At 35.4% G+C, this 17,121-nt stretch carries 8 protein-coding genes; 1 reads left to right on the forward strand and 7 read right to left on the reverse strand.

The window, feature by feature from the left end; genetic code table 11:
• Position 1: 1 nt before the first annotated feature.
• The 3 genes from FS85_RS0114620 to gyrA form a co-directional block, all read right to left on the reverse strand.
• Complete coding sequence (locus FS85_RS0114620) at positions 2-697, reverse strand: CoA transferase subunit A (protein WP_010137129.1); 696 nt, start codon at positions 695-697, stop codon at positions 2-4.
• A 626-nt stretch (positions 698-1,323) separates the two neighbouring features.
• Positions 1,324-2,544, reverse strand: a complete 1,221-nt coding sequence (locus FS85_RS0114625; protein WP_010137130.1) for a tetratricopeptide repeat protein — start codon at positions 2,542-2,544, stop codon at positions 1,324-1,326.
• Between the two features lie 10 nt (positions 2,545-2,554).
• On the reverse strand, positions 2,555-5,074 hold the full coding sequence (gene gyrA / locus FS85_RS0114630; RefSeq protein ID WP_010137131.1) for a DNA gyrase subunit A: 2,520 nt from the start codon (positions 5,072-5,074) through the stop codon (positions 2,555-2,557).
• 280 nt (positions 5,075-5,354) lie between these two features.
• On the opposite strand from gyrA, the gene FS85_RS0114635 reads away from it, so the two are divergent.
• Positions 5,355-7,919: an ATP-dependent Clp protease ATP-binding subunit gene (locus FS85_RS0114635; protein WP_010137132.1), complete on the forward strand. Its 2,565-nt coding sequence runs from the start codon at positions 5,355-5,357 to the stop codon at positions 7,917-7,919.
• Positions 7,920-8,017: 98 nt separating this feature from the next.
• On the opposite strand, the gene FS85_RS0114640 is transcribed toward FS85_RS0114635, so the two are convergent.
• The 4 genes from FS85_RS0114640 to FS85_RS0114655 all read right to left on the reverse strand — a co-directional run bounded on the left by FS85_RS0114640 (position 8,018) and on the right by FS85_RS0114655 (position 17,104).
• Positions 8,018-10,060 (reverse strand): SwmB domain-containing protein, encoded by a 2,043-nt coding sequence (locus FS85_RS0114640; RefSeq protein ID WP_010137133.1) that lies wholly within the window; start codon positions 10,058-10,060, stop codon positions 8,018-8,020.
• Positions 10,061-10,094: 34 nt separating this feature from the next.
• Positions 10,095-11,957, reverse strand: a complete 1,863-nt coding sequence (locus FS85_RS0114645; RefSeq protein ID WP_083823652.1) for a RagB/SusD family nutrient uptake outer membrane protein — start codon at positions 11,955-11,957, stop codon at positions 10,095-10,097.
• Between the two features lie 45 nt (positions 11,958-12,002).
• Entirely contained in the window at positions 12,003-15,209 is a 3,207-nt protein-coding gene (locus tag FS85_RS0114650) for a SusC/RagA family TonB-linked outer membrane protein (protein WP_010137135.1), read from the reverse strand.
• Positions 15,210-15,541: 332 nt separating this feature from the next.
• Positions 15,542-17,104 (reverse strand): alpha-L-fucosidase, encoded by a 1,563-nt coding sequence (locus FS85_RS0114655; protein ID WP_010137136.1) that lies wholly within the window; start codon positions 17,102-17,104, stop codon positions 15,542-15,544.
• Positions 17,105-17,121: the final 17 nt, after the last annotated feature.

Below are 17,121 nucleotides of genomic sequence, written 5' to 3' on the forward strand. Positions count from 1 at the left end.
ACTATTCCGATAAGGTTAATTTCTCAATTCTTTTCTCGTATTTTTCTCCTTTAAAAATTCGCTGTACAAAAACCCCAGGTACATGAATCTCGTTAGGGTCTAGTGCACCCAAAGGAACCAATTCCTCCACCTCAACAACATTTATTTTGGCCGCACCACACATTGACTGATTAAAGTTCCTAGCAGTCCCTTTAAAAACAATGTTCCCTGCTTCGTCTCCTTTCCAAGCTTTGGTAAGTGAAAAATCTGCATCTGCAGCATATTCTAACAAATACTGCTTGTTATTGAAAGTTCTAACTTCTTTTCCAACAGCTACTTCGGTTCCAACCCCTGCAGGTGTAAAAAAAGCTGGAATTCCCATTTTTGCAGACCTACAACGCTCTACCAAAGTTCCCTGCGGAATTAAATCCACTTCTAAATCACCGCTCAACATTTGTCTTTCAAACTCAGCATTTTCTCCTACATAAGAGGCTATCATTTTTTTTATTTGATGTTTTTGCAACAGCAGTCCCAATCCAAAATTATCTACGCCAGCATTATTAGAAAGACAGGTAAGGTTTTTTACGTTTAACCGAACCAATTCTGCAATAGCATTTTCTGGAATACCACACAGACCAAAACCTCCAACCAATAAAGTCATATAATCGGTAATGCCTTCTAAAGCTTGTTGCACAGAATTTACTTTTTTGGAAATCATCGTTTGAAAAAATTGAATTCTATTAAAGATACAAAAAAACATCGGTTTTATGCAGCTTACAAGCTATAATAAGTCTGTCGATACATCCCGAGAGTTCACAGGTAGCTCTTATACTTTGTTTTTTTTGTTTAGCATACGTTCTTACAAATAGAGACCTTATTTTTTTCTGATAGAAACATCTAATTCTTCAACTATATCTATCATCATATCAAACAGAACTAACTTTTTGTGCAATTCTTTTTATTCATGCTATAAACGAATTTGTTCTTTTTTAGCCAAACATAACCCTTCCTCAAGCTCTCGAATTCTTTGTTATGGGGTTTTATTCATCTTTTATTTTAATTTACTCTATAATTGCAATCAACATCATCATATTTCTTCCAAATTCGAATCGTTGAATTTATCTGTATATCATATTTTTCCTAAGTACGAACTCGTGCTAAATGCCCTAAGTTTAATTCCCTGAAAACCTGTAAAACTACAATCTTTTTGAGTACATTTTTCTGAACTATTTTATATAAATAATAATGTTAGTTTTTATTATTATTTTAGAACAGTACAGTATACAAACAAAAAACTCAATCTATTAAGATTGAGTTTTCTTGTTAAAAGTATTTTTCTCACAATTACTGCAAGGCAGCAGCTTTATCATTTTGACCTACAGTTTTGTACAAATTAATTAAAGTCGATTTGATTCCCTCATCAGCTTTTAGCTCATTTGCTTTTTCAAAAGCAGGAATTGCTCTTAAATACATCGCTTTGATTTTAGCATCAATTTCGTTGTACTTCTCTTTATTTCTTAAGTTTTCATTCAACTCATTAATCAAAGCTTGTTCGTTTGCCAAAATAGTCAACCCTTTGTTAATGTACGCACCTCTGTAAGACGGATCTATTTCAATTACTTTATCGTAAGCAGTTACTGCTTTTTCAGTTTCTCCTAATTCTTGACTTACCACTCCGTAATTAAACCATAAATCTTTGTTGTTAGGCACTAATTTTAATGCTTGATCTAAAGATTTTAAATATCCTTGCTTATCTCCTGTTTTGTACACTACAGCTGCGTGATCTTGAAAAAACTTAGCATTTTTAGGAAATTCCTTTTTTGCTCTTTCCAAAGTTGCAATGGTTTTATCGTTCTTTCCTTGTTGATCATACAATCTTACTAACAAGTTGAAATACTCTACTCTAGTTTTAGCCTCCATTTTTTCATCTTTTGGATTCTCATGAGTATTGTATTTTACAGCTAAATCTCTAGCTTCTTTAGTAAAAAACTCATCAACTCTTTTGTTGTGCTTGTTTTTTGCTGTGTACACAAAAGGTGCTCTATCTTTGTTTAGCAACTTCTGGATAATTTCAATCATTTTGCCATTGTTCTTTGCTTCTTGATAACTTAACAAAGCATATCTTAAAACATCTCTTCGTTGAGGTACAATTTCATAATACCTTTCGTAAGCCTTTCCTGCCTCTTCGTAGTTAGACTTTTTTACTGCATCTGTTACTTGAGAAAAAAAGTAATCTTCAATAATATCGATATAACTAATGGCCTTTTCAGAATAATCATCCTCTCCAGACTTTGCTTCAATCTCTAAAACCTTTTTAAACTCTACCAGAGCTTTTCCATAATTCTTTTTTACGTTTTTCCCAAAGAAATTTTTACCTCTTAAAAAGTAGTATTTTGCTTCATATTCTGTTCCTACTACACTTTCTTTAAGCGCATCTAATGCCTGGAAAGCTGCTCCTGTTTTGAATGATTTGACTAACTTTTCTGCCTTTTTTAATTCTTTTTTCTGAGCCATTACGGAAAACGAAATTCCCAAACTCAAAACCATGATGATAATTTTTTTCATTTTTGGTTGTTTATGATTCTTGATTAGTTTCAGTACTATTTTCAGTGGCATCTATATTAGTAACCGTTCCTGCTTCTTCAGCAACCTCTTCGTCATCTTTCATCACTTTAGCAACAGCAGCAATGGAATCTGAATCTTTGATATTGATCAACTTAACACCTTGCGTTGCACGCCCCATCACTCTTAACTGATCTACCGCCAAACGAATGGTAATACCCGATTTGTTAATTATCATTAAATCATCATGGTCTGAAACGTTCTTAATTGCTACTAATTCACCTGTCTTTTCAGAAATATTTAAGGTTTTTACTCCTTTTCCTCCACGATTGGTAATACGATAATCTTCTAACTTAGAACGTTTTCCGTATCCTTTTTCAGAAACTACTAAGATATCACTATCCATATCTTGTACAGAAACCATACCAATTGCTTCATCATCATCATGAGCCAAGGTAATTCCTCTCACTCCAGATGCAGTTCTACCCATTGGTCTTGTTTTTTCTTCCTCAAAACGAATGGTTTTCCCAGATTTTAAGGCCAACATTACCTGACTATCTCCATTGGTTAATCTTGCTTCTAGCAGCTCATCTCCTTCTTTAATTGTAATTGCCTGTACCCCGTTGGTTCTAGGTCTAGAATACTGCTCTAAAGATGTTTTTTTAACTTGACCTTTTTTGGTTGCCATTATTACATAATGGCTGTTAATATAGTCTTCATCTTTTAAGTCTTGGGTTACCAAGAAAGCTTTTACCTTATCGTCGTTTTCTATATTGATTAAGTTTTGTAAGGCTCTACCTTTAGAAACTTTGGTTCCTTCAGGAATTTCGTACACTCGCATCCAGAATACTTTCCCTTTTTGAGTAAAGAACATCATGTATTGGTGATTGGTTCCAACAAACAAATGTTCCAAAAAGTCTTCATTTCTAGTGGCCACACCTTTTTGCCCTTTTCCTCCTCTGTTTTGAGTTTTATACTCAGACAATGGTGTTCTTTTTACATAACCTGCATGCGATATTGTAACTACTACTTTAGAGTTTGGAATAATATCTTCTATTCTCATATCACCTCCTGCGTACTCAATCACAGAACGTCTTTCGTCTCCGTATTTATCTCTAATTTCAATCAGTTCGTTTCTGATGATTTCCATTCTTCTAGACTCGTTTGCCAGAATATCTTTTAAATCGGCAATCAACACCATTAAATCGTCGTACTCTGCACGTAGTTTGTCTTGTTCCAATCCTGTTAACTGTCCCAAACGCATTGCTACAATAGCTTTGGCTTGCACTTCTGTTAACTCAAATCGAGTCATTAATTTTTCACGAGCTTCGTCTTGACTTTTAGAACCACGAATCAACTGAATCACCTCATCAATATTGTCTGATGCGATAATCAAACCTTCTAAGATATGTGCTCTGTCTTCTGCTTTCTTTAAGTCGAATTCTGTTCTACGTGTTACGACTTCATGTCTATGTTCTACAAAGTGATGTATTAAATCTTTTAAGTTCAACATCTCTGGCTTTCCATTAACCAAAGCGATATTGTTAATACTAAAAGAGGTTTGTAAAGCAGTGTATTTAAATAGCTTGTTTAGAACTATATTAGGAATCGCATCTTTTTTAAGCACATAAACTACTCGCATTCCTTTTCGGTCAGATTCGTCTCTTATATTAGCAATTCCCTCTAACTTTTTCTCGTTGACCAACTCCGCAGTTTTCTTAATCATTTCTGCTTTGTTTACCAAATAAGGAATCTCGGTAACCACAATGCAATCTCTACCTTTTACCTCTTCAAAAGAAGCTTTAGCACGCATTACAATCTTACCTCTACCTGTGTGAAATGCATCCTTTACACCATCGTACCCGTAAATAATTCCACCTGTAGGAAAGTCCGGAGCTTTAATGTGCTCCATCAAACCATCTACGTCAATTTCTCTATCCTCTATGTACGCCACAATTCCGTTAATAACTTCGGTAAGGTTATGCGGTGCCATGTTAGTAGCCATCCCTACTGCAATACCCGAAGCTCCGTTTACCAATAAGTTTGGAATTCTTGTTGGCAATACTGTAGGTTCGTTTAAAGTATCATCAAAGTTTAATTTGTAGTCTATGGTTTCTTTTTCAATATCAGATAGCATTTCTTCTGATATTTTTTGCATTCTTACCTCGGTATAACGCATTGCTGCTGGGCTATCTCCATCTACCGATCCAAAGTTCCCTTGCCCATCTACCATCATGTAACGAACACTCCACTCTTGTGCCATACGCACCATAGAGTCATATACAGAAGTATCTCCGTGTGGGTGATACTTTCCTAGAACCTCCCCAACAACTCTCGCAGACTTTTTATAAGCCCCTGTTGATTTGATTCCCAACTCATGCATTCCATACAGAACACGTCTGTGAACTGGCTTTAACCCATCTCTAACATCTGGCAGTGCACGTGACACTATTACAGACATTGAGTAATCAATATAAGCAGACTTCATCTGCTCTTCTATATTAATCGGGATCAGCTTTTCTCCTTCTACCATGTATATTAATCTTAAGTTATTTTTTTATTATCAACATAGCAATTTACAGCTTTTGGTTGATTTTGCAAGGCGAAATATACGAGAATTTACTTATAAGTTATCAACATATCAACTGATATTTTTCAAGTTTTTGTTTGCATACAAAACAGAAATAAAACTGATTTTCAACACTTTGAAACCTTGACATTTTGTCTTATTTTAACAATGGCAGGTAATTTGTAAATTATCTAAAAAATTTCTACTAAATTTACGTAGAACCTAATCAAAAAACCGATAGAATATGGATGATAATTTCTCACAAGAAGTAAAAGATGTGATTGGTTTCAGTAAAGAAGAAGCGATCAGACTAGGTCATGATTTTATTGGTACTGAGCATTTGTTGTTAGGTATCATTAGAAATCAAACTAGCAAAGCGAATGACATGTTGTTGGCTTTAGATGTGAACCTTGACTTTTTAAAACGCAAGGTGGAAGCATTACATCCTATTTCTAGCTTACCTATTTCTTCTAGCGATAGAAAGAATTTACACCTTACAAAGCAAGCAGAAAAAGCATTAAAATCTACTTTTTTAGAAGCTCGTTTGTACAACAGTACCACTGTAGATACTGCTTTATTGCTACTATGTATATTGCGTAACGAAAATGACCCAATTACCAAAATACTTGATAAATTGAGCATTAATTACAACGATGTAAAATCTCTATACAAGCAATTAAACAATGGAGAGTCTGAAGAGTTAAGCGAAGAAATACAAGACACCTTTTCTGAACCTAGCAACGAAAGTTCTCAAGATTTTTCTACAGGATCAGGAAATTCTGGGTCTTTTGAAAGAAGCCAATCGCAAGGAGGGAGCAACAAAAAATCTAAAACACCTGTATTAGACAACTTTGGTAGAGACCTAACCTATTTAGCAGAAACGGATAAGTTAGATCCCGTAGTGGGTAGAACCGAAGAAATAGAACGTGTTTCTCAAATCTTAAGCCGTAGAAAAAAGAACAACCCGATGTTGATAGGTGAACCAGGAGTTGGTAAATCTGCCATCGCAGAGGGCTTGGCTCTAAGAATTGTTGAACGCAAAGTTTCTAGAATTTTATTTAACAAACGTGTCGTTTCTCTAGATCTAGCTAGTTTGGTTGCTGGAACAAAGTATAGAGGTCAGTTTGAAGAACGAATGAAAGCCTTGATGAACGAATTGGAAAAGAATGACGACATTATTCTTTTTATTGATGAAATTCACACGATTGTGGGTGCCGGAGGTGCTACAGGGTCATTAGATGCTTCTAACATGTTAAAACCAGCCTTAGCCAGAGGTGAAATTCAATGTATTGGTGCCACCACCTTAGACGAGTACCGTCAGAACATTGAAAAAGATGGTGCGTTAGAAAGACGTTTTCAAAAGGTAATTGTAGAGCCAACTTCAGAAGAAGAAACCATACAAATACTAAACAACATTAAAGGAAAATACGAAGATCATCACAATGTAAACTTTACAGAAGGTGCAATAGAAGCCTGTGTAAAATTAACCAATCGTTATATGACTGATCGTTTTTTACCAGACAAAGCGATTGATGCTTTAGACGAAGCTGGATCTAGAATTCACATCACCAACATTGTTGTTCCAAAGCAAATTATAAAATTAGAGGCCGAACTAGAAAACATCAGAGAAAAGAAAAACAAAGCTGTAAACGGCCAAAAATATGAAGAAGCAGCAAAACTTCGAGATGATGAAAAAAATATGGAAGCTGCCTTGGTATCAGCCCAACAACAATGGGAAGAAAATGCCAAAGCAAATAGAGAAACAGTAACAGAAGAAAATGTTGCAGAAGTAGTTTCTATGATGACTGGAATTCCTGTAAACCGTGTTGCTGAAGCTGAAAGTCATAAATTAAAAGAATTACCAAATACCATTAAAGGTAGGGTAATTGGACAAGATGATGCTGTTACCAAAGTTATAAAAGCCATACAACGTAACAGAGTTGGACTAAAAGACCCTAACAAACCCATAGGTTCGTTTATCTTTTTAGGACAAACAGGAGTTGGTAAAACACAACTAGCCAAAGTTTTGGCTACAGAAATGTTTGATTCTGAAGATGCTTTGATTCGTATTGACATGAGCGAATACATGGAAAAATTTGCCATCTCTAGATTGGTAGGTGCACCTCCAGGATATGTTGGATACGAAGAAGGAGGGCAGTTAACAGAAAAAGTAAGAAGAAAACCTTACTCTATAGTACTACTTGATGAGATTGAAAAAGCACATCCTGATGTATTTAACATGTTACTGCAAATCTTAGATGATGGATATGTTACCGATAGTTTGGGTCGTAAAATTGATTTTAGAAATACCATCATCATCATGACATCGAATATTGGAGCTAGACAGGTAAAGGATTTTGGATCTGGCGTAGGTTTTGGTACTGCATCTAGAAAAGCACAAGAGCACGAACATGTTAAGAGCATTATAGAAACTGCTCTAAAAAAATCGTTTGCACCCGAATTCTTAAACCGTATTGATGATGTAATTCTTTTTAACGCATTGAGCCGAGAAGATATTCATAAAATCATTGATATCGAATTATCAAAATTATACAAAAGAATTGCTGGTTTAGGTTATACCCTAACATTAAGCGATGCGGCAAAAGATTTTATAGCAAACAAGGGATTTGATGAAAAATACGGTGCAAGACCTCTAAAAAGAGCTATTCAGAAGTATATAGAAGATGCTTTAGCCGAAGAAATTGTGAATTCCAACCTTGCTGAAGGTGATGCAATTAAACTTGAATTAGACAACGACAAACAAGAAATAGTTGTTGAGATTGAACACCAAGAAAATTCTGAAATTTAATTTTAACATTTTTAAAACAAAAAGCCGTCTGATAGTTATCAGACGGCTTTTTTTAATATAAACAAATTGCCTTAACACATAAGTGCACACTATAAAATTTAGTTTCTTGTATCTTTCTTATAAATTTTAAAATCATCGTAATATACCGTAAAATCAAAATCAGATGTAGGCACAGGTTGCATTCTTACTTTTTTGTTAAAAAGGTCTGTATCTGGAGTAAATTCAGACATTACTTCTACCCAAGTATCTACCACTGGTGCTACTCCTGGAGTTTCGTACCATCTTGGTGTTACCGCAGTAGCTCCACTAGAAGAGTCAAACCAAAACTTATCTCCAGGCTGTTTGGCTTCTGTGTTAGCATCCAAAGTAACATTAGACCCAACAATATATCGTTTGTAAGTAAACACGTAAGTTGCACCATTGTCGTAAGTCAGATTAGCTCCCGACTCTAAACGTGGTTTGTCATTGGTCATTTTTACACTTTGACTTCCTGTAGCTGCTTGCTCTGTTGAAAATGCTACCGTTGCACCTGTTCCACTAGCTCCTTCTACCCAATAGGTACCCAAAGCACCTTCAAAGCTATCATTCAGTACGTACTCAAAATAAGGTTGGATGGTAGTTGCAGCAAAATCAGACAAACTTCCACCTCCTAAAGATTTTATTTCTCCTGCAGTATGAGTATATGCTACTGTAATCACATCATCTTGATACAACTTATCAACCATTTCTAATTTTAATATTTTAGGATTGGCCACATCAACAGAAACATTTTGGATTGCAAAACTATTTCCGTTTAACGTAACACTAAATCCGTCTGCAGCGTTGCTTGCACTTGTTACTGTAGCAGCATCAATCCCTTCATCAAACTCAATTAAAATAAAATCATCGCTTGATTCTGTAATTTCTCCTACTTGATTGATTGGTGTTGGCACATATACCTCTATTGGCTCGTCTGTAAAAGCTTGCAACATTCTTTCGTCTAACGAAATCAATCCTCCTGTTCCATCGTAAGATAATGTAACCGTTTTGGCAGCATCAGCGGGCTCTAAAGGTGTATCTAAAACTACTGTTAATAAGGTTTGATTTGCAGCAAGCTCTACTCGACTTATAGTTTGTGAAACACCATCAACTTTTACATCAAAACTGGTAGCCGGTATATTCTCTACTGTTTGAAGCTTAGAGGTTACAGAAAACTGAATCTCATCGGTAGCGGTTTCTTTTGCTTGATTTTTTAACGACAATTCTTCTTCCAAAGGCTCTACCTTAATAACAATAGGAGAAACATAAGTTGCAGTCTGCCCTCTTAGGGTTTCCGTTCTTTCCCTCTGAGAAACAATTTCTACATTAAAAAATCCGATAGATTTATTAAAAGTAACTGTATCTGTGTTATTCGCCTCAAAATCTTCGGGTAAATAGGTCTTTTTACTATTAAAAGCATTCACTACATCTTCTTCATTCTCTTCAATTGTTTTTACTCTAAATGTGGTAGATGTAGGCCTTGCGTTATTGTCGGGAATAATCCCTGTTAAATCTTTAATAATCAATTCGTCTTCAAACTTTACAACTAAAGTATCGTTGGCAGGTGTCAATACATTTTCTGCCATATCAATCAACTGCAAGTCTGGGGCTAAAGTATCGTAAACATCCAAAACAACCGGATAAGATGCCACCCATTTTCCATCAATATTTTCCGTCCTAATAGTATCGTTAATAATTTCTTTTAGATCTACATCCCAATAAGAGGGAATAACAAACCATGTTGAATCTGCAAATTCATTGTACAGCTCTATTACCGTATTAGAATCTCCTTTTTTAAACAATACATGCACTGTTTTATCTGTAGAAACAGTATCTCCTGGGTTGATAATAAATGCATCGTGATTGTCTAAATTGTTAGGAATAGGTCCTTTAAGAAAAAATGCAGTTTTAGGAATTCTCCACTCATGATAGGTCGCTCCTGCAGACATATCCATAAAACTAATGTATCTATTTACCTCACCTTCTCTTAAGGTAGAAGATCCAAAAGTGGTGGTAAAAGCCAAATCTGTAAAAGATGGTGGTGTATCGTATTCGTTGGCATCACAACTTATAACAAGCAGTAGTATTGCCAGTACTTTAAATATTTGTTTGATTGTTTTCATCGGTCTCTAATTTTTTAAACGCTACTTAAATGAATTATTTATCCCAATTTAAGTTGGCATTGATTTCTGTTTGTGGAATTGGAAAATAAGCATGTAGCTCTTCGTTAAAGTTTGATGATCCCAATAGAGCATCTCTTAACTGTGCATCTTTACTTCTTAATCCTCCTAAAGGAAAATAAGGTACTTCTCCCGTTGGCATAATAAAACATCTAAATCTTTTAGGGTGTTTTCCGTTTAAGTTTTTGTTGTAGTGATAAGCATCGTACTCAAAAGAAGCTATGTTTTGCAACTGTTCTTTCCAAACACCCCATCTTCTTAAATCAATCGTTCTCTCTGCTTCTAAAGCCAATTCTAATGGTTTTTCTACAAATCTTAAATGTTGTTTTAGGTTTTCTAAGGTTACCTCTTCTTCTCCATTGGTTGGATCCATGTCAATATCATCCATATAAGTAGTGCTTGCATTGGCAAACTCTACCCCAGCATCCGTAGATTTTCCTAACAAAATTAAATGAGAACGTTTTCTTATTCTGTTGATGTAACGCAAAGCTTCCGATAAGTTTCCTTCTTCAATCATACACTCTGCATACAATAGGTAAATTTCTGCCAAACGGATTACAGGTATATTAATTCCTGATTTCCCTTGTAAATCTGGACTAAATTCTTCTCCTGCTCCTCCATTATTCACATTCCAGTGTGTAAATTTTTTCCAAAGGTTTGGAAAGTTTTTAGAGTGCGCTGGTGCATTTCTATCAATTCCATACTCCCCTGATGTTACTCCGTACATAGTTGTGTTTGGATCATCTATACTAGAAATAGAATTGGCCATTCTTAAACTATATTGTCTAATGGTATCTTTTGTTCCAATAACCTCTCCGTCAGCAGGGTCGTAAACGTTTTGTGTTACAGCATTTTCTGGATCTGCCGGATCTACTTTATCCGCCCTGTACTGCAATGTTAACCAAGAAGAAGGCTGAAGTCTACCTACATGTAACCACTCTGAGATTCTCTGAGACAACAACTTTTCTCCGTCGTTTAAAGAGTTTAAATCTACTGTATAATTAACTTCAAATATAGACTCTGAGTTAAATTCTGCTATTTCTGTAAAACATTGTGCTAAATCATCTACTAAGATATACCCATAATTATTCATTACATTTTCTAAATACACTTTTGCATTGGTAAAATCGTTATCATTCATGTAACTTTTTGCCATTATAGCTTCACATGCTCCTGCTGTAATTCTTCCTAAATTGCTTCCTCCTACATCTTGCCATGCGCTGTAAGTGGCTGGTAAATTTTCTATACCATATTTTAAATCTGCTCTGTAAAAGTCTTGTATTTCTGTTGCCGACGAGAAAGGTTTTTGAAAATCTTCAAAATCTACAGGTACAGTTTCATGCAACGGTAAAGATCCTTTGTTAAACGAACTGTGTAGCACATAATAATAATACCCTCTAATCGCTCTTGCTTGCGCATAAATTCTTTCTGCAAACTCTAGTTCTGTTCCTGAAAAAGTAGGTGATAGCCTTTGAAAAGCATCAATTACTTGATTGGCTCTAAACACCCCTTCGTAACAAGCAGCCCATTTGTCTTGCACATCTCCTGTGGTTAAATCAAAAGTTTGATCGTATACAGGGTCTCCCGTCAATCGGTTCCTGTATGTATTTGGTACTGCAATGTCTGTTCTTTTGTCTTCAAACATAATTCCAGACACATTCTCATCTCTTAAAGATGCATAAACAGCATTTAATCCCGCATTCATATCCGCTGTATTCTTCCAGTAACTTGAAGTAGTTAACGCGTTGGGGTTTATTTGGTCTAACTCATCCGTACACGATTGAAAGATGATCATCAGCAGTAGTAGAGGAGTTATGATTTGTATATATTTTGCTTTCATTATAATCTATTTTTTTGATTGATGAATAAGTTAAATCAACAAGGGTTAGAACTGTAATTGCAACCCTAATTTGTATTGAGAAGACATAGGATATTTTCCTGCATCAATCCCTCGGGTGCTTAAGCTTCCTCCTATCTCTGGATCAAAACCAGTATACTTCGTAAATGTTAATGGATTTTGTGCTTGAATATATACCCTTAGTTTATTAATCCCTATACTTTGCGAAGTCGCTTTGGGCAATGTATACCCTAAGGCAACGTTTCTTAGCCTTACATAGGTTCCGTCTTCTAAAAAGTATGTAGAACCTCCTCTAAACGACCTTGTGTTGTTTCCGTTATACCAAGGAATACTTGCATTTTGATTGTATTGTGTCCAAGAGTAATACAAGTCTTTGTGCACTCCTTCCTGATAAGCATACGCTTTACTACCATTCATTACTTCACCACCAAAGGCTCCATACCATTGCATTGATAAATCGAAATCTTTGTAGCGTGCATTAAAATTAAGTCCTCCTTCAAAGTCTGGAGTTCCGCTTCCGCTATACACTCTATCATCATCTGTAATACGACCGTCTCCTGCATCAGCAATTCCATCACCATCGGTGTCTACTGTTTTTTGATCTACGTACATCAACTCTCCCATTTTTGCACTAGGATCTATCAACTTATAAGCATCTAGCTGTTCTTGTGTTTTAATAATTCCATCCGTTTGACGTAAAAAGAAAGCAGCAGCTTCGTATCCTTCGGTAATTACACTTACCAACTCTCTAGTTCCTGCATCAGAAATAAAACTTCTATCTAAGTAAATAAAAGGATTGTTAGGTGCTGTTTTGGTAACCTCATTTTTGTTTTTTGTAAAGGTTGCAGACACATCCCAACTGAATCCTTTTTTATTGTTATGTCTGTATTTAGCAGCCAACTCAATCCCTCGGTTTTCCATATTCCCTACGTTAAATACCGTATTTCTGTTTCCCCCTGAAACCCCTGTAGAGGGTGGATTTACTACTTGATACAACAAGTCTCTTTTTTCATTTTTATATATATCGGCAGTAATGGTTAATTTGTTTCTAAACAACCCTAAGTCTAGCCCTAAGTTTTGCTCTACATTGGTTTCCCACTGCAACGTTTCATTTGCATAGTCTAACTGTGTAGATCCTAAAGCAACAGATGCTGATGTATTTCCTGTTAACACATTAGATGCATAATTACTTCCAAACACATAGTCTATTCCGTTATAGATTACGGACTGATTGCTGTAAGGTGCAAAACGATCGTTTCCGTTAGTACCAATACTATATCTTAGTTTAAAAGAGTTTGCAATATCTTTTACAGGATCCCAGAAATACTCGTCAGAGATATTCCACCCTACAGAAACTGATGGGAATAACTTCCATCTGTTGTCCGATCTAAATTGTGAAGACCCATCATATCTTCCACTAGCACTTAATAAATATTTCCCAGAATAATTGTATTGCAATCTTACCAAGTTTCCAATTACTACACGTGTATAATCTCTACCTCCTGAGTTAATATCCCAGTTCAACTCGTAATTATCTAACACTTCTATTCCTTGGCTGATTGCATTTCTCTTTTCTACAGAATAGTATTCACTATGTGATTTTTCAAAAGTAGTACCTGCCAATATATTGATATTGTGTTGCCCTATTTTTTTAGTGTAATTTGCAAAAATTTCTGAAGTATATTTGGTATAGTTCGTTGAAGATGTTTGGTTTACAGAAACAGCAGATGGATTAGAAATCAACTCCCCATCTGTATTGTAGATATCAAACACTGGGGTTAAACGAATGTCTTTACGATCTCTAAAAGTAGCACCAAATCTTCCTGTGATTTTTAAGTCTTTTAAAGCATCAAATTCAATTTGTACATTTCCTGTCGTACTATTCTCTCTTCTATTATCATCTCTTTGTAAATTTCTAACAGCTCCTGCCAATCTTCTAGCTTCATTCAATTTCCAATCTTCTGTTGGGTCCGATGTAGATATTTCCGTTAAATTATCCAAAGCATCTGCATCCAAGTCAATAGCAGGTTGATACACTCGGTATCTATAAATCTGATTCATCATTCCGTTAAAAGGGACTTGTTTTTCATCTCTTTTAAACGTAATTCCCGAAGTAATTTTCCATTTCCCTTTGGTAAATTTAGTGTTAGACCTAACGTTTACTCTTTGATAATCTGAATTGTAAAAAATACCTTCTTGACCATAATAGTTTAAATTCATACTATACGTTAAATCTTTTTTACCTCCAGATACATTTAAAGAATGGTTTTGAATAGAAGCTGCATCATTTAACAAAATATCTCTTAAATTGGTATTGTTGGTAAAGTAGCTAGCGTTTCTATGTATGTCATCGTCTACACCTCCTTGTGGTTTGTTTGTGTTAATAGAAGAACGTGTCATACTTAAGTACGTGTACTCTTCTTTGTTCATTAAATGAAACTCTGATTGAATGTCTTGAATTCCATATTCTGAATTTAAACGAATATTCATCTCTCCGGCTTTTCCTTGTTTGGTGGTAATTAAAATAACCCCATTAGAACCACGAACTCCATAAATAGAAGCAGATGCTGCATCTTTTAACACATCAATGGTTTCAATTTCAGAAATACTTAACTGAGGGTCAGAATCAAAAGGAATTCCATCTACCACATATAACGGACTATTGTTTCCATCCATTAAAGATCCAAAACCACGAATAACAATATTTGCTTCTTCTCCAGGAGCTCCTGAACTTGCAGCTACATTTACTCCTGCAACCTGCCCTTGTAAGGCTTGCCCCACGTCTGATGTTGTGGTTTTTTCTAAAACCTCAGCTTTAACCTGAGTAACCGCACCTGTTACTTCTTTCTTTTTCTGAGTTCCGTACCCTACAACTACTACCTCTTCTAAGTCGGTTAAATTGGCTGTCATGACTACGTTTATAACCTTGTTGTCCGCAATAGTTACAGTTTTTGTTGTATACCCCATAGAAGTAAACTGCAATTGCTCTCCTTTTTTTGCTTTGATAGCATACATACCATCAAAATCGGTAAACTTTGCTTTCTTAGTTCCCAAAACGGTTACCGTTACTCCTAGCAAAGGTTCTCCATTTTCATCTTTTACAGAACCTGATATTCTTTCCTGTGCTTGCATAGCTATAGTGCTCATAAATAATAAAAGCATTCCTACAAACCATCGTTTTCTTAGCGATTTGCGTTTGCTTTTAACAAGCAATGATTTTAATTCATTTTGCATGAAGGTTTAAGTTTTTAGTTAGTTAATAAGTCCAAAATTGGTTTTTATCTCCTCATTTTGATGAATCATATGTGTAAAACCAAGACAATTATGATTCAATTATACGTATAAAACCGTTTTATCTATTTAAACAAACCCAATAAAACAAAGACATCAGTTAACATTCTTCAATTTACATATCTATTTTATGCAAAAGACCTAAAAAAAACACCACCATTAAACCTTTGCTTTATTATTTTATCAACTACCAAAAAATACGCACAAAAAAAACTGCTGTAAAACATAATGTTTTACAGCAGTTTTTTTTTAGCAGCTAAACCAAATAAAAAATCTTAGTCTACATGATCCGCTACATTTCCTCCAATATCATTTTCTTTGTAACCTTCTAATGAAATTTTGTACGCAATTGCATCATCAGACGGACATACTTTTGGTGCTTGGATTACCAATCCTGTATCATCACGCTTCCACACTACTTTTTCATCACTTCCTAACAGCTCTATTTTAGTTATTGGTGAATTTAACACTCCTAATTGCTTGCTCATTGTTTTAATAACAGTAGCTACCTCTGGTTTGTCTAATACAATAGCGTAAACAACTTTATCACCTTTTTTAGTAAAACGAATGTCGGTATTTCCGTATTCAATTTTCATTTTCTCTTCTACCTTATGTCCTCCTTCTGGCAAACGTGTTGGACCTTCTCCAAAAACCGTCCAGGGTCTTGTACCATAAATAGCTTCACCGTTAATTTTTAACCAAGCTCCCATATTTAACAACAAGTCTTTCATCTCTTGAGGAATTTTTCCATCAGGATTTGGGGGTACGTTTAATAACATTGCTCCGTTTTTAGATACGATATCTGCCAAAATATCAATCAACTCGTTTGCGGTTTTAAACTTGGCATTGGGTCTATAGAACCATGCTCCTGGTGATGTATCTGTTAACCAAGCATCTGCTTTGGGTTGATTTGGACGACCTCTTTCGTAATCTCTAATGGCAGTGCTTTCTGGAAAAGTAGTTTCTTTATAACAAACCGCTACCTCTTTTCCCCATTTTTTTCCTTGATTGTAGTAATATGCCAAGAATTTTTGTCTTGTTTTCTCGTCCATTTCTTCCAACCACCAGTCAAACCAAATTAAATCTGGCCGATACACATCTATAAATTCTTTTAATTTTGCCCACCATTCTTTGTAAAAACGCTTGTCTGGTGTGGTGCTATCTAATTCGTGAGGACTGGTATATAAATCGTAATCTTTAGAATCTACACCTCCATATTTATGAGCTGGTGCGTAGTACATCCAAGTAAAAGCATGGTGAAAAGATCCCATAAACTTCATTCCTCTTGCTTCTATTTCTTTTTTTAACGCTGCAGATGGATCTATTCCTCCATAGTTCATAGAATTCCAACGAGTAGATTTTGCATCCCACATAGCAAAATTGTCGTGGTGCATGGCTACAGGCCCAGCGAATTTAGCCCCAGAAGCCTGAAACAATTCTGCCCATTCTTTAGCATCAAACCCTGTAGGTTTAAAATTCTCTATCACAGTTTTGTAACCAAACTCAGCAGGATCTCCATATTTTTCTACGTGATGTAAAAAATTGTTTCCTGGTTTTCCATTTTTGGTAGGCACTTTTTTTCCATCTTCATACATTTTCATTCCGTGCCATCCACGATAACGTCTGTTAGGATTTGCTCCATTAAACGCTTCTGATACGGGTCCCCAGTGTGTATAAATTCCAAATTTTGCATCCTGAAACCAAGCTGGTTCTTTGTTTGCTTTGCTTAAAGACTCCCAGTCTGGTTGAAACTTTTTCTGTGCATGTGCACCGCTAAATGTAACCGAAAAAGCTGATACAACAGCTAGCATTCCTGCTCTCATTTTACTATTTATCATATTTCTAGTGATTATTT

The sequence above is a fragment of the Ochrovirga pacifica genome, from assembly GCF_000220525.1.
Classification (GTDB): domain Bacteria; phylum Bacteroidota; class Bacteroidia; order Flavobacteriales; family Flavobacteriaceae; genus Ochrovirga; species Ochrovirga pacifica.

Bases quoted from the DNA above. Each gene is read 5' to 3' on its own strand.
- FS85_RS0114650 (WP_010137135.1), bottom strand. From the start codon at position 15,209: ATGCAAAATGAATTAAAATCATTGCTTGTTAAAAGCAAACGCAAATCG.
- gyrA (WP_010137131.1), bottom strand. From the start codon at position 5,074: ATGGTAGAAGGAGAAAAGCTGATCCCGATTAATATAGAAGAGCAGATG.
- FS85_RS0114635 (WP_010137132.1), top strand. From the start codon at position 5,355: ATGGATGATAATTTCTCACAAGAAGTAAAAGATGTGATTGGTTTCAGT.
- FS85_RS0114645 (WP_083823652.1), bottom strand. From the start codon at position 11,957: ATGAAAGCAAAATATATACAAATCATAACTCCTCTACTACTGCTGATG.
- FS85_RS0114640 (WP_010137133.1), bottom strand. From the start codon at position 10,060: ATGAAAACAATCAAACAAATATTTAAAGTACTGGCAATACTACTGCTT.
- FS85_RS0114620 (WP_010137129.1), bottom strand. From the start codon at position 697: ATGATTTCCAAAAAAGTAAATTCTGTGCAACAAGCTTTAGAAGGCATT.
- FS85_RS0114655 (WP_010137136.1), bottom strand. From the start codon at position 17,104: ATGATAAATAGTAAAATGAGAGCAGGAATGCTAGCTGTTGTATCAGCT.
- FS85_RS0114625 (WP_010137130.1), bottom strand. From the start codon at position 2,544: ATGAAAAAAATTATCATCATGGTTTTGAGTTTGGGAATTTCGTTTTCC.